Raw genomic sequence first — 19,260 nt, forward strand, 5'->3', positions numbered from 1 at the left:
CAGTCCAACAAGAAACCTGGCCCAACTCTTGCTCTACCTCCTGATACTGCATCCCCGATCCCCATGCAGTGGAGACCTTTACCTATGCCAGTCGCCCCGAATTCGCTCCTTCAGGTTGCCCCCGCGGCCAAGCCTCAAGCACCCGTCGCCAACCCACCGGCAGCGGTTGCGACCCCACGGGACACGGGCCCTGGCTTCGCTCAAGTGTTCGCCAGCCAAGGCGCCAAACCCACGGTCAAGGCCGACGATAACTCGCCCAAGCCCACTGCCGGCAAGTCTTCGGATGCAAGTGCCAAACCTGCAGCGGGCAACGACAAACCTGCCGCCAGCACGCCAGCGGTTGCCGATAGCGGCAAACCCTTGCCTGCCACCCCGCCGGCCAAGACCGACGACTCTGCCAGCAAAGACGACGACGCATCGTCCGACCCGACCCTCGTGCAGCAGCCTCCGGCTGATCCGGTGGTCGACCCGGCATTGATTGCCACCGTCACCCCGGTGGCTGTGCCGGTAATACCGGTAGAAACCCCCGCGCCCCTGACCACCGCCAAGGATGACAAGGCTCAGCCGGTAGTCGCGGCACCGATCGCAGCAACCGAGGAGGCCAAGCCGGCCTTCGACCCGGAAGCTGATCCCCTGGATGCCATGCCGGCCGTGCGCCTGGCGATGGAGCAGGGCGGTCATGTGTCTGCCAGCAGCCAGGCGCAGGCGAAAGCGGCCCCGACCCAGGATCAGCCGACCGCCGCGCAGAATTTTGCTGCTGGCCTGGCCACAATGGTCGACCAGCAAGCTACCAAGGACAGCACTGACCAAGGCGGGGACAAAGCGTTCAGTGGGCTGATCGAGGACGGGCTCAAGGACCTGAAGAACGCCAGCAGCGACACCCGTGTCGATGACTTCGCCAACCGTTTGGCCGCGTTGACTCAAGCCGCCACGCCGAAAACCGCCAATGCCTTGCCGCCGGTGACTAATGCGCCATTGGCCATGCACCAGAGCGGCTGGACCGACGAAATCGTCAACCGCGTGATGTACCTGTCCAGCGCCAACCTCAAGTCGGCGGAGATCCAGTTACAGCCGGCTGAACTCGGTCGTCTGGATATCAAGGTCAACATGACCGCCGACCAGCAGGCCCAGGTCAACTTCATGAGCGCCCACCCGGTGGTGCGTGAGGCGCTGGAAAGCCAGTCGGGGCGGTTGCGCGAGATGTTTGCCCAGCAGGGGATGGGGCAGGTGGATGTGAACGTATCTGACCAGTCTCGTGGTCAGGAACAACAACAGCCGCAGGCCCAGACCCGTGGAGTGGGCGGCGGCAGCGGGCGTGGTGACAGCGGCGACAACGGCGCTCACGTTGACGTGGCTGAAGCTGTCGCGCCTGTGACCTCTACGGTGATCGGCTCCAGCGCTGTCGATTACTACGCCTGACTCGAACTCTGCACAGGCCTAAATGTGGGAGCGGGCTTGCTCGCGAATGCGGTGGATCAGTGACAGATGGATTAACTGACACACCGCATTCGTGAGCAAGCCCACTCCCACATGGGATATCCAGCGTGACATCTGTCCCTGTCTACCAGACAACTCTGGCATAACACTTGCTCTTGCCTTTCCGTAGATCTATGAATCCCCGAATAGTGACGGATTATTGGCATGGCGAAGAGCGACGACGCAGTAAAAGCACCCGCAGGCAAAGGTAAGCTCAAGCTTATCCTGTTGATAGTCGTGGGCCTGCTCCTGGCCATCGGCGCCTCGGTGGGTGGCACCTGGTACATCATGCACAGCAGTGCCGCCAAACCGGCAGCCGCCGCTGAAACCGCCAGTAACGTCAAGCAACCGGCAATCTTCGAGCCGATGCTTCCGGCCTTTGTCGCCAACTTCAATCAGAACGGTCGTCAACGCTACCTGCAGGTGAGCATCACCTTGCTGGCGCGTAACCAGCCGGACCTGGATGCCCTCAAGGTGCATATGCCAGTGATCCGCAACAACTTGGTGATGCTGTTCTCCGGCCAGAGCTTCGACACACTTGCCACCCCGGTAGGCCAGGAAATGCTGCGCCAGAAGGTCACTGCCAGTGTGCAGGAAGTGGCCCAGAAGGAACTCGGCAAAGTCGTGATCGAACAAGCGCTCTTCACTAATTTCGTATTGCAGTAGGATCACGACATGGCCGTGCAAGACCTGCTGTCCCAGGATGAAATCGACGCGCTGCTGCATGGTGTCGACGATGGTCTGGTACAGACCGAAATGGCTGCCGAACCCGGCAGCGTCAAAAGTTATGACCTCACCAGCCAGGATCGCATCGTCCGTGGGCGCATGCCGACCCTGGAGATGATCAACGAACGTTTCGCCCGTTACACCCGCATCAGCATGTTCAACATGTTGCGCCGTTCGGCGGACGTGGCGGTGGGCGGTGTGCAGGTGATGAAGTTCGGTGAGTACGTGCATTCGCTGTACGTGCCCACCAGCCTCAACCTGGTCAAGATCAAGCCGCTGCGCGGCACTGCGCTGTTCATCCTTGACGCCAAGCTGGTGTTCAAGCTGGTGGACAACTTCTTCGGTGGCGACGGCCGTCACGCCAAGATCGAAGGCCGTGAATTCACCCCCACCGAACTGCGGGTGGTGCGCATGGTGCTGGAGCAAGCCTTCATCGACTTGAAGGAAGCCTGGCAGGCGGTCATGGAAGTCAATTTCGAGTACATCAACTCGGAAGTGAACCCGGCCATGGCCAACATCGTCGGCCCCAGTGAAGCCATTGTGGTGTCGACGTTCCACATCGAACTCGATGGCGGCGGCGGCGACCTGCACGTGACCATGCCGTACTCGATGATCGAGCCGGTGCGCGAAATGCTCGACGCTGGCTTCCAGTCCGACCTGGACGACCAGGACGAACGTTGGGTCAAGGCCCTGCGCGAAGACCTGCTGGATGTCGACGTACCGCTGAGCGCCACCGTGGCCCGTCGCCAGTTGCGTCTGCGCGATATTTTGCACATGCAGCCGGGGGACATCATCCCTGTCGAATTGCCGGAAGAAATGATCATGCGCGCCAGCGGCGTGCCGTCGTTCAAGGTCAAGCTCGGCTCCCACAAGGGCAACCTGGCACTGCAAGTGGTCGAGCCGATCAACCGTCGCTGATTCGCCCTAATTAATTTATGAAAGTTTGCTCCGCCGAGGACATGTAATGGCTACCGAACACGAAAACACTTCCGCCGAAGACCAGGCCCTGGCTGACGAATGGGCGGCTGCCCTGGAAGAAACCGGCGATGTTGGCCAAGACGATATCGATGCGCTGCTGGCCGCTGACGCCGCCACTGCACCGGCCGGCAATCGCCTGCAAATGGAAGAGTTCGGCAGCATGCCGAAGAACAACGACCCGGTGACCCTCGACGGCCCGAACCTGGATGTGATTCTCGACATTCCGGTGTCGATCTCCATGGAAGTCGGCAGCACCGAAATCAACATCCGCAACCTGCTGCAACTCAACCAGGGCTCGGTCATCGAGCTCGACCGCCTGGCCGGCGAGCCGTTGGACGTGCTGGTGAACGGCACCCTGATTGCTCACGGCGAAGTGGTCGTGGTCAACGAAAAGTTCGGCATCCGCCTGACGGACGTGATCAGCCCGAGCGAACGCATCAAGAAGTTGCGCTGATATGAAACGGCTGATCGTGGGACTGTTAGTCGCATTGCCCCTGGACGCCTGGGCCGCTGAGCCGGCGGCCCAGACCGCCGCTGCGCCCGTGGGCAGTGTCGGCGGGCAGCTCACTCAGCTGGTGCTGGGCCTGTTGCTGGTGGTCGGCTTGATTTTTGCGCTGGCCTGGCTGATGCGCCGCGTACAGCGCGTGGGCCCGGGCAACGGCCAGGTGATCGAAATGATCGGCTCCCGTGCCCTCGGCCCGCGTGATCGGCTGGTGCTGGTGCAAGTGGGTGAGGAACAGATCCTGCTGGGCATTACCCCCGGACGCATCACTCCGCTGCACGTGCTCAAGACGCCGGTGAACGTGGACCCGTCCAAGCCCGCCACGCCAGAATTCGCTCAGCGCCTGATGGAGTTGCTGGGCAAGGATCAGAAGGATAAGAAGTAATGCGCGTTTTATTGACGCTCATGCTGTTGCTGGCTGCGCCATTGGCGTTTGGCGCCGACCCGCTGTCGATCCCGGCCATTACGCTGGGCACCAATGCGGCCGGGGCGCAGGAGTATTCGGTCAGCCTGCAGATCCTGCTGATCATGACCGCGCTGAGCTTTATCCCGGCGTTTGTCATGCTGATGACCAGCTTCACGCGGATCATCATCGTGTTCTCCATCTTGCGCCAGGCCCTGGGCCTGCAGCAGACGCCGTCGAACCAGATCCTCACCGGCATGGCGTTGTTCTTGACGATGTTCATCATGGCGCCGGTGTTCGACAAGGTGAACCAACAAGCGCTGCAACCGTACCTGGCGGAGAAAATGACCGCCCAGGATGCGATCGACAAAGCCCAGGTCCCGATCAAGGATTTCATGCTGTCGCAGACCCGCTCCAGCGACCTTGAGCTGTTCATGCGCCTGTCCAAGCGCACCGACATCGCCACCCCGGACCAGGCGCCGCTGACCATCCTGGTGCCGGCGTTTGTCACGTCCGAGTTGAAGACCGCGTTCCAGATCGGCTTCATGATCTTTATTCCGTTCCTGATCATCGACTTGGTGGTGGCGAGCGTGCTGATGGCGATGGGTATGATGATGCTGTCGCCGCTGATCATCTCGTTGCCGTTCAAGATCATGCTGTTTGTGTTGGTGGACGGCTGGGCGCTGATTATCGGCACCCTGGCCGGCAGTTTCGGCGGGGTATAGCGCGATGACACCTGAAGTTGCCGTCGACCTGTTTCGTGAAGCGCTGTGGCTGACCACCTTGATGGTCGCCGTGCTGGTCGTCCCGAGCCTGTTGGTGGGCCTGCTGGTGGCGATGTTCCAGGCCGCGACCCAGATCAACGAACAGACCTTGAGTTTCCTGCCGCGCCTGCTGGTAATGCTGGTCACGCTGATCGTTGCCGGCCCGTGGCTGGTACAGACCTTCATGGAATACATCCTGCAGTTGTACGGCAGTATTCCGCAGTTGATCGGCTGACCCGATGCAGTCTTTGCTGGCATTGACCGACACCCAGATCAGCACCTGGGTGGCGTCCTTCATCCTGCCGCTGTTCCGCGTAACGGCGATGTTGATGGCCATGCCGGTGTTCGGCACGACCCTGGTGCCACGGCGCGTGCGCCTGTACTTTGCGGTGGCGATTACCGTGGTGATCGTGCCGGGTTTGCCACCGATGCCGCCGGTGAATGCCATCGACCTCAGCGCACTGCTGCTGATTGCCGAGCAGGTCCTGATCGGCGCGATGTTGGGGTTCTCCCTCTCGCTGTTTTTCCAGGCCTTTGTCATTGCCGGGCAAATCATCTCGGTCCAGATGGGCATGGGCTTCGCGTCCATGGTCGACCCTACCAACGGTGTGTCGGCGGCGGTGATTGGGCAGTTCCTGACCATGCTGGTGACCCTGTTATTCCTGGCGATGAATGGGCACTTGGTGGCGTTCGAGGTGTTGACCGAGAGCTTCAGCACCTTACCGGTCGGCTCGGGGCTGGTGGTCAATCACTTCTGGGAAATCGTGGGGCGCTTGGGTTGGGTGTTGGGCGCCTCGCTATTGCTGGTGTTGCCGGCGATCACTGCGTTGCTGGTGGTCAACATCGCGTTTGGCGTGATGACCCGCGCGGCGCCACAACTGAACATTTTTTCGATTGGTTTCCCGTTGACCCTGGTGTTGGGTATGGGGATTTTCTGGGTCGGCCTGGCTGACATTCTCAATCAGTATCAACCGCTGGCGACCGACGCCCTGCAGTTCTTACGTGATCTGGCACGGGCGCGCTGAGCCATGGCCGAGAGCGAGAGTGGTCAGGACAAAACAGAAGACCCCACGGAGAAACGTAAAAAGGACTCCAGGGAAAAGGGCGAGATTGCGCGCTCCAAAGAGCTCAACACAGTTGCGACCATGATGGCCGGCGCCGGCGCCTTGCTGATCTACGGCGGTGGCCTGGCGCTGGACTTGATGGAGTTGATGAAGCACAACTTCGCCTTGCCCCGCGAGGTGCTGCTCAACCCTGGCGCCATGGGCCAGTACCTGCTGCACTCGGGGAAAATCGCGCTCCTGGCGGTGCAGCCGATCCTGATCACCTTGCTGCTGGCCGCGCTGATCGGCCCGGTCGCCCTCGGCGGCTGGCTCTTCGCCGCCGGCAGCATGGCCCCCAAATTCAGCCGCATGAACCCCGGTGCCGGGCTCAAGCGCATGTTTTCCGCCAAGGCTCTGGTGGAGTTGCTCAAGGCCCTGGCCAAATTCATTCTGATCTTGTTTGTGGCGCTGATGGTGCTCTCGTCGGATATCGACGACCTGCTGCGCATCGCCCATGAACCGCTGGAGTCGGCGATCATTCACAGCGTGCAGGTGGTGGGCTGGAGCGCGCTGTGGATGGCCGCCGGGCTGATCATCATTGCCGCCGTGGATGCGCCGATCCAGCTGTGGGAAAGCCATAAGAAACTGCTGATGACCAAGCAGGAAGTGCGCGACGAGCACAAGGATTCGGAAGGCCGCCCCGAGGTGAAACAGCGTATTCGCCAACTGCAACGGGAAATGTCCCAGCGCAAGATGATGGCCGCGGTGCCCGACGCCGACGTGGTCATCACCAACCCGACGCACTATGCCGTGGCCCTCAAGTACGACCCGGAGAAGGGGGGGGCGCCGATGTTGTTGGCCAAGGGCAGTGACTTTACGGCCCTTAAGATTCGTGAGATTGCGGTGGCCAACAACATCCTGTTGCTGGAGTCGCCGGAGTTGGCGCGGTCGATCTTCTACTCCACCGACCTCGACCAGGAAATCCCCGCCGGCTTGTACCTCGCCGTGGCTCAGGTGTTGGCCTATGTCTATCAGATCCGCCAATACCGTGCGGGCAAGGGCAAGCGCCCGGACCCGCTGAAAGACTTGCCAATCCCTCCTGAATTACGCCGCGACTCCTGATCATCTCCGCCTTACCACGCCTCATGATCTTCCGTCTACCTGTCATATTTGACAGTAGTCATCTTGTGCTTCCCGCAGTTCTACTACAGCCAGCACTGCGCGCAGGCTGTAAACGAGATGCAGGAGAGGGGGGAGGATGTTCAGAGGCACGGTCAAATCTTATGACCGCAAGACTGGGAAAGGTTGGATTGCCCTGGAAGGTGGGGACGACGTGCAAGTGGATCTCTTGGGTTCACGCTGCATCTGGCTTGCGGTGGGCCAGCGAGTGGAATTTTGCATGATTCACCGGCCCGATGGCGTCTTTGCGTGCGAAGCCAGAGTTATCCCTAATGTCCTTGAGCGAGATGTCAGGAGAGCGGCAATGGCAACCGGTACGGTGAAATGGTTTAACGCGCAGAAGGGGTTTGGGGTTATCACTCGGGACGAAGGTGAAGCTGATCAATAGCGTCGGTTGTTCGGCGCCATCGAGCACTCGCTCCGCCATCCCAATCAGCTGTGCGGCGCCCCGTGCGCCCCCTCATTTGAATCGATTCACACTTGGGAGTTCGGTTGCTTGTGAGGTCATCACAGCTCAAGCCAGAAGCGATCTAAGCGGGAAAACAAAAGTTGGAAGGCTTCTTGCAATAACGCCTTCAGGACGCCTCCCGGCGTCAAAACTTTGCTTCAAGGGATACGAGGAATACCGGTGGTGGATCGCTCTCAAATGCTCGGCACGGCACGTACCACCCTGACTGACCTCTCGCGGGGCAATCTGGGTGTGCCGTTGTTGTTGCTGGTGATGCTGGCAATGATGATGTTGCCAATGCCGCCGTTCCTGCTGGACGTGTTCTTCACCTTCAACATTGCCCTGTCGGTCGTCGTGCTGCTGGTTTGCGTATACGCCTTGCGGCCGCTGGATTTCGCGGTATTCCCGACCATTCTGCTGATCGCGACGCTGCTGCGGCTGGCGCTGAACGTGGCGTCCACCCGCGTGGTGATGCTCAACGGCCAAGACGGCCACGCGGCGGCCGGTAAGGTGATCCAGGCCTTCGGTGAGGTGGTGATCGGCGGTAACTACGTGGTCGGTATCGTGGTGTTTGCGATCCTGATGATCATCAACTTCGTAGTGGTGACCAAGGGTGCCGGGCGGATTTCCGAGGTGAGCGCGCGTTTTACCCTCGACGCGATGCCCGGCAAACAGATGGCCATCGACGCCGACCTCAACGCCGGCCTGATCGACCAGAACCAAGCCAAGTCGCGCCGCATCGAAGTGGCCCAGGAGGCCGAGTTCTACGGTTCCATGGACGGTGCCAGCAAATTTGTGCGCGGTGACGCCATCGCTGGCTTGCTGATCCTGTTCATCAACCTCATCGGTGGCGTCGCGGTCGGCATCTTCCAGCACGGCATGACCTTTGGCGAGGCGGGCAAGGTTTATGCCTTGCTGACCATCGGTGACGGTTTAGTGGCGCAATTGCCATCACTGTTGTTATCCACAGCTGCAGCGATCATGGTGACCCGTGCTTCGGGCTCCGAAGAAATGGGCAAGCAGATCAGCCGGCAGATGTTTGCATCGCCCAAGGCGTTGGCCGTGGCGGCAGGCATCATGGCGATCATGGGTATCGTGCCGGGCATGCCTCATGTCTCGTTCCTGAGCATGGCCGCCCTTGCCGGTGGCGCTGCGTACCTGTTCTGGAAAAAGCAAAACGCCGTCAAGGCGCAGGCCTTGCAGGATGTTGCGCGTCAGCAGGAGCTGCTGCCATCCCCGGCCCGCGCCCAGGAAACCAAGGAGTTGGGCTGGGATGACGTGACGCCGATCGACATGATCGGCCTGGAAGTGGGCTACCGCCTGATTCCGCTGGTAGACCGCAACCAGGGCGGCCAATTGCTCGCGCGGATCAAGGGTGTGCGCAAGAAGCTGTCCCAGGACCTGGGCTTCTTGATGCCCACCGTGCATATCCGCGACAACCTCGACCTGGCCCCAAGCGCCTACCGCCTGACCTTGATGGGCGTGATCCTGGCCGAAGCCGAGATTTACCCGGACCGCGAGTTGGCGATCAACCCAGGGCAGGTATTCGGCAGTCTCAACGGCATCACCGCCAAAGATCCGGCTTTTGGCCTGGACGCGGTGTGGATCGAAATCAGTCAGCGCAGCCAGGCGCAGTCCCTCGGTTACACCGTGGTCGACGCCAGCACCGTGGTCGCCACCCACCTCAATCAGATCCTCTACAAGCACTCCCACGAGCTGATCGGCCACGAAGAAGTCCAGCAATTGATGGGTTTGCTCGGCAAAGCCTCGCCAAAACTCGCCGAAGAGCTGGTGCCGGGCATCCTCTCGCTGTCGCAATTGCTCAAGGTGCTGCAGGCGCTGCTGGCCGAACAAGTACCGGTGCGCGACATTCGCAGCATCGCCGAGGCCATCGCCAACAATGCCGCCAAGAGTCAAGATACTGCCGCTCTGGTGGCTGCGGTGCGCGTCGGATTGTCCCGCGCAATCGTGCAAAGCATTGTAGGGCTTGACTCCGAGCTGCCTGTGATCACCTTGGAGCCAAGGTTGGAACAGATTTTGCTCAATAGTATTCAGAAGGCCGGGCTTGGCCAGGAAGAGGGCGTCCTGCTGGAGCCAAGCATGGCTGAGAAGCTGCAGCGTTCGTTGATCGACGCCGCACAGCGCCAGGAAATGCAGGGCCAACCAGTGATCCTGCTGGTGGCAGGCCCCGTCCGGGCGATGTTGTCGCGGTTTGGACGCCTGGCAGTACCGAATTTGCACGTTTTGGCTTATCAGGAAATTCCTGACAATAAGCAAGTGACTATCGTCGCGACAGTAGGGCCGAACGGCTGAGGGTAGTGGGTTATGCAAGTTAAGCGTTTTTTCGCCGCCGATATGCGTCAGGCCATGAAGCTGGTTCGTGATGAGCTGGGCGCCGACGCCGCGATTATCGGAAACCGTCGTATTGCCGGCGGTGTCGAGCTGACGGCTGCCCTGGATTACACCCCCTCGGCACTGGCGCCGCGCGTGCCGAACATGGAGCTCGAAGACGAGCTGCGCAAGACGGCGTCGCGCATTGTCTCGGCCCAGGCTGAACTGAGCATGCGTGGCGACAGCGATGCCACCACCAATCGCCAATTGTTCGCCGGCTTGCCGCTGACGGCTTCCGAGCCGTTGGTTGAGCCGACCTTCAAAGAACCGCCGCGCCCTGCCGCGCCAGCCCCGGCAGCTGGCGTCGACCAGCGTGTGTTCGACTCGATGCGTTTTGAACTCAACGGCCTGCGCGAACTGCTCGAAGTGCAGCTAGGCTCGCTGGCCTGGACGCAGTTGCAAGGCAGCAAGCCGCAACAGGCCAACCTGTGGCGCCGCCTGCAACGCATCGGCCTGTCCGGCCCGCTGTCGCGTGACCTGCTGGCCCTGACCACCGAAATCGAAGAACCCCGCCAGGCCTGGCGCATGTTGCTGGCCCATTTGGCGCGGATGATCACCACGCCGGAAATCGAACCTCTGGAAGAGGGCGGTGTGATTGCCATGGTCGGCCCTGCCGGCATGGGCAAGACCACCACCCTCGCCAAGCTGGCGGCGCGTTATGTGCTCAAGTACGGCGCTCAGAACATCGCGCTGGTGAGCATGGACAGCTACCGTATTGGCGCCCAGGAACAGCTCAAGACCCTGGGCCGAATCCTCAATGTGCCGGTGACCCACGTTGACCCGGGCCAGTCCCTGGCCAACGCTCTCGACCCGTTGCTGCGCAAGCGCGTTGTGCTGATCGATACCGCCGGCCTGCAAGCCAGCGACCCGGCCTTGCGCATGCAGCTGGAAAGCCTGGCCGGGCGTGGCATCAAGTCGAAGAATTACCTGGTGCTTGCAACCACCAGCCAGAAACAGGTTCTTACCGCTGCGTATCATAGTTACAAGCGTTGTGGCCTGGCCGGTTGCATCCTCACCAAGCTCGATGAAACAGCGAGCCTGGGTGAAGTGCTGAGCCTGGCCATCAGTCATGAATTGCCGGTCGCCTACCTGACCGACGGGCCGCGGATTCCGGATGATCTGCATCTGCCGCGCCGTCATCAGTTGGTCAGCCGTGCAGTCAGCGTGCAAATGCAAGAAGAGCCTAGCGAGGAAGCGATGGCCGATATGTTCGCCGATCTTTACCACAGCCCCGCAAAACGGGTGGGTTGAGGTCAGGATGAACGCAATGAAATGTATCTACATCGATGGTCTGCAAACGATTCATGCGGCCAAGCCATGTAGCCTGCGTCTAAGCAAGACAAGGTAAAGAAATAAAATGGGCAGCATGCATCCCGTACAGGTGATCGCGGTGACCGGCGGCAAAGGTGGCGTCGGGAAAACTAACGTGTCAGTGAATTTGTCCCTGGCCCTGGCAGAGCTTGGCCGTCGCGTCATGCTGCTGGATGCTGACCTGGGGCTGGCGAACGTCGACGTTCTGCTGGGGTTGACGCCTAAACACACCCTTGCCGATGTGATCGAGGGCCGCTGTGAGCTGCGCGATGTGCTGCTGCAGGGCCCCGGTGGCATCCGCATCGTGCCGGCGGCCTCTGGCACCCAGAGCATGGTGCACCTGAGCCCGGCGCAGCATGCCGGCCTGATCCAGGCGTTCAGTGATATCGGCGACAACCTCGACGTGCTGGTGATCGACACCGCCGCCGGGATCGGCGAGTCAGTGGTCAGCTTCGTGCGCGCTGCGCAGGAAGTCTTGCTGGTGGTCTGCGATGAACCCACCTCGATTACCGACGCCTACGCCCTGATCAAACTGCTTAACCGCGACCACGGCATGAACCGCTTCCGCGTCCTGGCCAACATGGCCCAGAGCCCGCAGGAAGGGCGCAATCTGTTCGCCAAGTTGACCAAGGTCACGGACCGCTTCCTCGATGTCGCCTTACAATACGTTGGCGCAGTTCCCTACGACGAGTGTGTGCGCAAGGCTGTGCAAAAGCAGCGTGCAGTCTACGAAGCGTTCCCTCGTTCCAAATGCGCATTGGCGTTCAAGGCTATTGCCCAGAAGGTCGATACCTGGCCGTTGCCCGCCAACCCTCGGGGGCATCTGGAGTTTTTCGTCGAGCGATTGGTTCATCAGACGAGCGCAGGACCGGTGCTATGACAGCGAACGGCTACAACGCTTACAAGAAGTCTGCCCGTGACAGCCAGGGCGAGTTGATCGAGCGCTACGCGCCCTTGGTCAAGCGCATTGCCTATCACTTGCTGGCACGCCTGCCCGCCAGCGTCCAGGTCGAAGACCTGATCCAGGCTGGCATGATCGGCTTGCTCGAAGTGTCGACCAAATACGACGCGAGCAAGGGGGCGAGTTTCGAGACGTATGCGGGTATCCGTATACGTGGCGCGATGCTCGATGAAGTGCGTAAAGGCGACTGGGCGCCGCGTTCGGTACACCGCAATACGCGCATGGTCAGTGACGCAATTCGCGCAATTGAAGCAAAAACCGGTCGCGACGCTAAAGATCACGAAGTTGCGGCCGAACTCCAATTGAGTCTCGACGATTACTACGGGATTTTGAACGATACCTTGGGCAGCCGCTTGTTCAGTTTCGACGACCTGTTGCAGGACGGCGAACACGAAGGGCTGCACGAGGACGGCGCGAGCGCTCATATGGAGCCATCGCGCGACCTGGAAGATGAACGCTTCCAGGGGGCGCTGGCGGAAGCGATTGCCAATTTGCCGGAGCGGGAGCGGCTGGTGTTGGCGCTGTACTACGACGAAGAGCTGAACCTCAAGGAAATCGGTGAGGTCCTGGGGGTCAGTGAATCGCGGGTCAGCCAGTTGCATAGCCAGTGCGCAGCCCGCTTGCGGGGGCGTTTGGGAGAGTGGCGAGCGCGCTGACAGGCAGTGTGGGGACACTGCAGACGATACCGCGACGGTGATTGACCGTCGCGGGTTCGACCCGTGGTGGCCCCGGCAGTCCTTTTTGTGTAATGCCTGTTGAATGAAATGGCGCGTCCAGGTGCTGGGCGCGTTTAAGACTGCTTGGAGGTCGAATTGGACAAGAACATGAAAATCCTCATCGTTGATGACTTCTCAACGATGCGGCGGATCATAAAAAACCTGTTGCGTGACCTTGGGTTCACTAACACGGTCGAGGCGGATGACGGCATCACAGCCATTCCGATCCTCAACAGCGGCAGCATCGACTTTCTGGTAACAGACTGGAACATGCCGGGCATGACCGGTATCGACTTGCTGCGCCACGTGCGTGCTGACGAAAAGCTGCGCAGCCTTCCTGTGCTGATGGTGACCGCCGAAGCCAAGCGTGAGCAGATCATCGAAGCCGCCCAAGCCGGGGTTAACGGTTACGTGGTCAAGCCATTCACTGCATTGGCCTTGAAAGAGAAGATCGAAAAAATCTTCGAACGCATCCACGGCTAATGCCATCGCGGGGGAGCTATGGAGCATAAAGAAACGTCACAGGGAGACTTTGAGTCAACCCTGAAAAAGCATGCTCACCAGTTGGTCGACAGCCTTGAAAAAGGCCATTTCGGCGACGCGGTGCAGTTGATCCATGAGCTCAACCAGACCCGTGACCGCGGCCTGTACCAGGAAGTGGGCAAGCTCACGCGCGAGCTGCACAGTGCGATCGTCAATTTCCAGATTGACCCGCATATGCCCCAGGCCGAAGAAATTTCGCAAATCACCGATGCCACCGAACGCCTGTCGTACGTGGTCAGGCTGACTGAGGCGGCGGCCAACCGCACCATGGACCTGGTGGAAAATGCCACGCCCCTGGTCAATGGCATGGCCTCCGAAGCTCAGGCCCTCAGCGTTGACTGGGGCCGCTTCATGCGTCGCGAAGTCGGGGCTGAAGAGTTCCGTGAGCTGGCGCGTCGGGTCGAAGGGTTCTTGTCACGCAGCGAGCAGGAAAACCGCACGGTTTCCAGCAACCTCAACGACATTCTGCTCGCCCAGGATTACCAGGACCTCACCGGCCAGGTGATCAAGCGTGTGACCCAGTTGGTCACCGAAGTAGAAAGCAACTTGCTCAAATTAGTGCTTATGGCAGGCCAGGTAGACCGTTTTGCCGGTATCGAACATGACCGCGAAGCGATCCTCTCGGAAAAAGATCCACAAAAACATCTCGCCAAGGGTGAAGGTCCGCAGATTCATGCCGATAAACGTGAAGACGTTGTATCGGGTCAGGATGATGTTGATGACCTGTTATCCAGTTTAGGCTTCTAAGGAGCACCCACATGAGCTTCGGCGCCGATGAAGAAATCCTTCAGGATTTCCTTGTAGAGGCCGGCGAAATTTTAGAGCAACTGTCCGAACAGCTGGTCGAGCTGGAAAGCCGACCAGATGATGCGAACCTGCTCAATGCAATTTTTCGCGGTTTTCACACTGTAAAAGGGGGCGCCGGCTTCCTCCAGCTCCATGAGCTGGTGGAGTGCTGCCACATCGCCGAGAACGTGTTCGACATCCTTCGCAAGGGGGAGCGTCACGTTGATTCGGAGTTGATGGACGTGATTCTCGAAGCACTGGATGCGGTCAACGGGATGTTCAGCGAAGTCCGCGAACGTGCCCCGATCACCGCGGCCACGCCGGAACTGTTGGCTGCCCTGGCACGTTATGCGGAGCCCGCCGACCTGTCGGCTGCGCCGTTAGCAGAAGCGGCGCCCGAGCCAGTGGCTGAGGCCGAGCCGGACGTGACTGACAGCGAGTTCGAGCAGTTGCTCAACTCCCTCAGTGCCGTGAAGGCCGAGGCAGAAGCACCGCCTGCGCCTGTTGCCGCGCCAACCAGCGAAGACATCACTGACGCTGAGTTCGAATCCCTGCTCGACCAGTTGCATGGCAAAGGCCAGTTCGCGGCCGACGCCGTGCCGCCTGCTGCTGCTGCGCCGCAAGCGCCTGCCGCTACCGCCAGCACCGACATCACGGACGATGAGTTCGAAGCGTTGCTGGACCAACTGCATGGCAAGGGCACCTTTGCGGCCGACGCCTTGCCGGCGGTCGGTGCGCCGGCTGCAACACCGGCTGCCAGCGCCGCACCTGCCAGCGCCGCCCCCGGCGCTGATGGCCTGATTTCGGATCACGAATTCGAGTCGATGCTCGACGAATTGCATGGCAAGGGCAAGTTCAGCGAAGTTGCCCCGGCCGCTGCAGTCGCCACGGCTGCACCGGTGGCTGCCAAAGCCGCTGCGCCAGCACCAGCGGCCAAGCCTGCTCCAGCACCGACCGCAACGCCGGCGCCAGCGCGTGCCGCCGCCGCACCGGTTGCGGAAAAACCTGCCAGTGAAGCCGAAACCACCGTGCGCGTTGATACCGCGCGCCTGGACGACATCATGAACATGGTCGGCGAACTGGTACTGGTGCGTAACCGCCTGGTGCGCCTGGGCCTGAGCAGCGGCGATGAAGCCATGCAAAAGGCCGTGTCGAACCTGGATGTGGTGACTGCCGACCTGCAAACCGCCGTGATGAAAACGCGGATGCAGCCGATCAAGAAAGTCTTCGGCCGCTTCCCACGTTTGGTTCGCGACTTGGCGCGCCAGTTGAAGAAAGAGATCAACCTGGAGCTGGTGGGTGAAGAAACCGACCTCGACAAGAACCTTGTCGAGGCCCTGGCCGACCCGCTGGTCCACTTGGTGCGCAACGCCGTCGACCACGGCGTGGAAACCCCGGAAGAGCGCGAAGCCTCGGGCAAGTCCCGTGGCGGCAAGGTGATCCTTGCGGCGGAGCAAGAGGGCGACCACATCCTGCTGTCGATCACCGATGACGGCAAAGGCATGGACCCGGCCATATTGCGCAATATCGCGGTCAAGCGTGGCGTGATGGACAAGGACGCCGCCGACCGCCTGACCGATAGCGAATGCTACAACCTGATCTTTGCCCCGGGCTTCTCGACCAAGACCGAGATTTCCGATGTGTCTGGCCGCGGTGTGGGCATGGACGTGGTGAAGACCAAGATCAGCCAGCTCAACGGCTCAATCAACATCTACTCGACCAAGGGCCAGGGCTCGAAGATCGTCATCAAGGTGCCGTTGACCCTGGCGATCATGCCGACCCTGATGGTGATGCTGGGCAACCAGGCCTTCGCCTTCCCGCTGGTCAACGTCAACGAGATCTTCCACCTCGACCTGTCGCGCACCAACGTGGTGGACGGCCAGGAAGTGGTGATCGTGCGCGATAAGGCGTTGCCACTGTTCTACCTCAAGCGCTGGCTGGTCGCTTCGGCTGCCCATGAAGAGCAGCGCGAAGGCCATGTGGTGATTCTCTCCGTGGGCACCCAGCGTATCGGCTTTGTCGTCGATCAGTTGGTTGGCCAGGAAGAGGTGGTCATCAAGCCTTTGGGCAAAATGCTGCAGGGAACCCCGGGCATGTCGGGTGCGACCATCACCGGTGACGGTCGGATCGCGCTGATTCTCGATGTTCCGAGCATGCTCAAGCGTTACGCCGCTCGGCGTATTTGATTCTGGTGGGGCAGGGCGGTTAGCCCGCCCCGCCTAACGGAGTGTTTATGGCAGTCAAGGTCCTGGTGGTGGACGATTCGGGTTTCTTCCGTCGCCGCGTCTCGGAAATTCTTTCCGCCGATCCAACGATCCAGGTGGTTGGCACGGCCACCAACGGTAAAGAGGCGATTGATCAAGCCATTGCGTTGAAACCGGACGTGATCACCATGGACTACGAGATGCCGATGATGGATGGCATCACGGCAGTTCGGCACATCATGCAACGCTGCCCAACCCCGGTATTGATGTTCTCCTCGCTCACCCACGAAGGCGCCCGAGTGACCCTCGACGCGTTGGACGCTGGCGCGGTGGACTTCCTGCCGAAGAATTTCGAAGACATCTCGCGCAACCCCGAGAAGGTCAAGCAGATGCTGTGCGAGAAGGTGCACAGCATTTCGCGCAGTAACCGTCGCAGCTTGTTCAGCGCGCCAGCGCCTGCACCGGTGGTGGCCCCTGCTGCACCCGCTAGTTCCTCATTCAGTCGCCCAGCCCCAGCCCCAGCCCCAGCCCCGGCCTCCGTTGCACGGCCTGCCGTGGTGCCGACACGTGCGTCTGCGCCAAGTGCACATTCGCCTGCACCCAAGCGTAAAGCCTACAAGCTGGTTGCTATCGGTACGTCCACGGGCGGCCCGGTTGCCCTTCAACGCGTATTGACCCAACTGCCGGCCAACTTCCCGGCGCCGATCCTGTTGATCCAGCACATGCCTGCCGCCTTCACCAAGGCCTTTGCCGAGCGCCTGGACAAGTTGTGCCGCATCAGCGTCAAGGAAGCCGAGGATGGCGACATCCTGCGTCCTGGTCTGGCGCTGCTGGCCCCGGGTGGCAAGCAGATGATGGTGGATGGCCGTGGTGCGATCAAAATCCTGCCGGGCGATGAGCGCCTGAACTACAAGCCGTGCGTGGATATCACCTTTGGTTCGGCCGCCAAGTCCTACGGCGACAAAGTTCTGGCGGTGGTGCTCACCGGCATGGGCGCCGACGGCCGTGAAGGCGCGCGCCTGCTCAAGCAGGGCGGCAGCGCCATCTGGGCGCAGGACGAAGCCAGCTGTGTGATCTATGGCATGCCCATGGCCATCGTCAAAGCGGACCTGGCCGACGCCGTTTACAGCCTGGACGATATTGGCAAGCATCTGGTGGAGGCCTGCCTCTGATGGATGTCTTGAGCCTGATCGGCATCATCATGGCGTTTGTCGCAATCATCGGCGGCAACTACCTTGAGGGCGGCCACCTCGGCGCCCTGGCCAACGGCCCGGCGGCGCTCATCGTGATCGGCGGCACTGTGGGCGCGGCGTTGCTGCAGTCGCCCATGAGCTCGTTCAAGCGCGCCATGCAAATTCTGATATGGATCATTTTCCCACCTCGCGTGGATCTGCCAGGCGGCATCGACCGCGTGGTCAACTGGAGCCTCACCGCACGCAAGGAAGGCCTGCTGGGCCTGGAAGGCGTGGCCGATGCCGAGCCCGACAGTTACGCGCGCAAAGGCTTGCAGTTGCTGGTGGACGGCGCCGAGCCGGAAGCGATCCGCAGCATCCTGGAAGTGGATTTCTACACCCAGGAAAGCCGTGACATCAACGCCGCCAAAGTCTATGAAAGCATGGGCGGCTACGCGCCGACCATCGGCATCATCGGTGCGGTGATGGGCTTGATCCACGTGATGGGCAATCTCGCCGATCCATCGCAACTGGGCAGCGGCATTGCCGTGGCATTTGTCGCCACCATCTACGGCGTGGCGAGTGCCAACCTGGTGCTGTTGCCGGTGGCCAGCAAGCTCAAGTCGATTGCCATGCGCCAGTCGCGTTACCGCGAAATGTTGCTCGAAGGCATTCTGTCGATTGCCGAGGGCGAGAACCCGCGCTCCATCGAATTGAAGCTCCAGGGCTTCATGGATTGATGGGAGATATCGATTATGAGCCGTCGCCGTCGCGAGCCTGAAGAACACGTCAACCATGAACGGTGGCTGGTGTCCTACGCGGACTTCATCACTTTGCTGTTCGCGTTTTTCGTGGTGATGTACTCGATCTCGTCGATTAACGAAGGCAAGTACAAAGTCATTTCCCAGGCGCTGATTGGCGTGTTCAACGACGCCGACCGCGCCCTCAAGCCGATCCCGATCGGCGAAGAACGGCCCAAGACCGTGACCCCGGCCAAGCCGCTGGTCAACGACAGCGATGAAACCGCTGCTGGCGTGGGTGGCACCAGCGATCCGCTGAAAAGCATCGCCGACGACATCAGTGCTGCGTTTGGCGACTTGATCCGTTCCAACCAGATGACCGTGCGTGGCAATGAGTTGTGGGTGGAGATCGAGCTTAATTCCAGCCTGCTGTTCGCCAGCGCCGATGCGATGCCCAGCGACCAGGCATTCACCATCATTGATAAGGTAGCGGCGATTCTGAAGCCGTTCGAAAATCCGATCCACGTTGAAGGCTTTACCGACAATTTTCCGATCGCCACCGCGCAGTACCCGACCAACTGGGAGCTTTCGGCAGCACGGGCGTCGAGCATCGTGCGCATGCTCGCGATGCAGGGCGTGAACCCCGGACGCTTGGCGTCGGTAGGGTACGGCGAGTTCCAGCCGGTGGCCAATAACGCCACGGTAGAAGGCCGCGCACGCAATCGTCGGGTGGTGCTGGTGGTGTCGCGCAACCTGGATGTGCGCCGCAGCCTGACCGGTACCGGCACCGCCAATGCAACTCCGGATGCCGCGTTGAGGCGGGCTGGCACACAAACTGCACCGGCACTTGCAAAGCCGCCGGTTCGTCAGAGTGCCGTCAATTCTCCGTCGCCGGCTCAATAACCCTATGCAATGTC

At 60.7% G+C, this 19,260-nt stretch carries 20 protein-coding genes; all 20 read left to right on the forward strand.

All coding sequences use genetic code 11. The annotated features are described in order from the left end of the window. The first annotated feature begins 84 nt into the window (after positions 1-84). The 20 genes from AACY30_RS03995 to motD all read left to right on the forward strand — a co-directional run bounded on the left by AACY30_RS03995 (position 85) and on the right by motD (position 19,246). The gene (locus AACY30_RS03995; RefSeq protein ID WP_339468133.1) at positions 85-1,419 is read left to right on the forward strand and encodes a flagellar hook-length control protein FliK; all 1,335 of its coding nucleotides are present in this window, start codon (positions 85-87) and stop codon (positions 1,417-1,419) included. A gap of 222 nt (positions 1,420-1,641) precedes the next feature. Next, entirely contained in the window at positions 1,642-2,142 is a 501-nt protein-coding gene (gene fliL, locus AACY30_RS04000) for a flagellar basal body-associated protein FliL (RefSeq protein ID WP_339468135.1), read from the forward strand. A 9-nt stretch (positions 2,143-2,151) separates the two neighbouring features. Further along, on the forward strand, positions 2,152-3,120 hold the full coding sequence (fliM, locus tag AACY30_RS04005; protein ID WP_339416607.1) for a flagellar motor switch protein FliM: 969 nt from the start codon (positions 2,152-2,154) through the stop codon (positions 3,118-3,120). Positions 3,121-3,166: 46 nt separating this feature from the next. Continuing rightward, positions 3,167-3,634, forward strand: a complete 468-nt coding sequence (gene fliN / locus AACY30_RS04010; protein ID WP_339416606.1) for a flagellar motor switch protein FliN — start codon at positions 3,167-3,169, stop codon at positions 3,632-3,634. Between the two features lies 1 nt (position 3,635). Further along, a complete protein-coding gene (fliO, locus tag AACY30_RS04015; RefSeq protein WP_339468137.1) occupies positions 3,636-4,067 on the forward strand; it encodes a flagellar biosynthetic protein FliO in 432 nt (143 codons plus the stop codon). Further along, the gene (gene fliP, locus AACY30_RS04020; RefSeq protein ID WP_339455451.1) at positions 4,067-4,810 is read left to right on the forward strand and encodes a flagellar type III secretion system pore protein FliP; all 744 of its coding nucleotides are present in this window, start codon (positions 4,067-4,069) and stop codon (positions 4,808-4,810) included. Before fliO ends, fliP begins: the two co-directional genes overlap by 1 nt. 4 nt (positions 4,811-4,814) lie before the next feature. Then, positions 4,815-5,084, forward strand: a complete 270-nt coding sequence (gene fliQ, locus AACY30_RS04025) for a flagellar biosynthesis protein FliQ (protein WP_003192936.1) — start codon at positions 4,815-4,817, stop codon at positions 5,082-5,084. A 4-nt stretch (positions 5,085-5,088) separates the two neighbouring features. Further along, entirely contained in the window at positions 5,089-5,874 is a 786-nt protein-coding gene (fliR, locus tag AACY30_RS04030; RefSeq protein ID WP_339539800.1) for a flagellar biosynthetic protein FliR, read from the forward strand. Positions 5,875-5,877: 3 nt separating this feature from the next. After that, a complete protein-coding gene (gene flhB, locus AACY30_RS04035; RefSeq protein WP_339416600.1) occupies positions 5,878-7,014 on the forward strand; it encodes a flagellar biosynthesis protein FlhB in 1,137 nt (378 codons plus the stop codon). Between the two features lie 361 nt (positions 7,015-7,375). Beyond that, the gene (locus AACY30_RS04040; protein ID WP_339427463.1) at positions 7,376-7,459 is read left to right on the forward strand and encodes a cold-shock protein; all 84 of its coding nucleotides are present in this window, start codon (positions 7,376-7,378) and stop codon (positions 7,457-7,459) included. Between the two features lie 258 nt (positions 7,460-7,717). Beyond that, positions 7,718-9,832: a flagellar biosynthesis protein FlhA gene (gene flhA, locus AACY30_RS04045; protein WP_445261413.1), complete on the forward strand. Its 2,115-nt coding sequence runs from the start codon at positions 7,718-7,720 to the stop codon at positions 9,830-9,832. Between the two features lie 12 nt (positions 9,833-9,844). Continuing rightward, positions 9,845-11,161 carry a flagellar biosynthesis protein FlhF gene (gene flhF / locus AACY30_RS04050; RefSeq protein ID WP_049712164.1) on the forward strand — a complete coding sequence of 439 codons (1,317 nt, stop codon included), beginning with the start codon at positions 9,845-9,847 and terminating at the stop codon, positions 11,159-11,161. Between the two features lie 106 nt (positions 11,162-11,267). After that, positions 11,268-12,101, forward strand: coding sequence for a flagellar synthesis regulator FleN (gene fleN / locus AACY30_RS04055; protein WP_339416596.1), 834 nt, complete (start codon positions 11,268-11,270; stop codon positions 12,099-12,101). Beyond that, a complete protein-coding gene (gene fliA / locus AACY30_RS04060; RefSeq protein WP_049712165.1) occupies positions 12,098-12,838 on the forward strand; it encodes an RNA polymerase sigma factor FliA in 741 nt (246 codons plus the stop codon). Before fleN ends, fliA begins: the two co-directional genes overlap by 4 nt. A 168-nt stretch (positions 12,839-13,006) precedes the next feature. Continuing rightward, positions 13,007-13,381, forward strand: coding sequence for a chemotaxis response regulator CheY (locus tag AACY30_RS04065; RefSeq protein WP_015885173.1), 375 nt, complete (start codon positions 13,007-13,009; stop codon positions 13,379-13,381). Between the two features lie 18 nt (positions 13,382-13,399). Then, positions 13,400-14,188, forward strand: a complete 789-nt coding sequence (locus tag AACY30_RS04070; protein WP_339539801.1) for a protein phosphatase CheZ — start codon at positions 13,400-13,402, stop codon at positions 14,186-14,188. 11 nt (positions 14,189-14,199) lie between these two features. Further along, positions 14,200-16,413 (forward strand): chemotaxis protein CheA, encoded by a 2,214-nt coding sequence (locus AACY30_RS04075; protein WP_339539802.1) that lies wholly within the window; start codon positions 14,200-14,202, stop codon positions 16,411-16,413. Positions 16,414-16,460: 47 nt separating this feature from the next. After that, complete coding sequence (locus AACY30_RS04080; protein WP_339539805.1) at positions 16,461-17,603, forward strand: protein-glutamate methylesterase/protein-glutamine glutaminase; 1,143 nt, start codon at positions 16,461-16,463, stop codon at positions 17,601-17,603. Further along, a complete protein-coding gene (locus tag AACY30_RS04085; RefSeq protein ID WP_033900785.1) occupies positions 17,603-18,343 on the forward strand; it encodes a flagellar motor protein in 741 nt (246 codons plus the stop codon). Before AACY30_RS04080 ends, AACY30_RS04085 begins: the two co-directional genes overlap by 1 nt. A 15-nt stretch (positions 18,344-18,358) precedes the next feature. Next, positions 18,359-19,246: a flagellar motor protein MotD gene (gene motD / locus AACY30_RS04090; protein WP_339416591.1), complete on the forward strand. Its 888-nt coding sequence runs from the start codon at positions 18,359-18,361 to the stop codon at positions 19,244-19,246. Positions 19,247-19,260 lie beyond the last annotated feature (14 nt).

The organism is Pseudomonas sp. RA_5y_Pfl1_P24, from assembly GCF_963970945.1.
Lineage (GTDB): Bacteria > Pseudomonadota > Gammaproteobacteria > Pseudomonadales > Pseudomonadaceae > Aquipseudomonas > Aquipseudomonas tritici.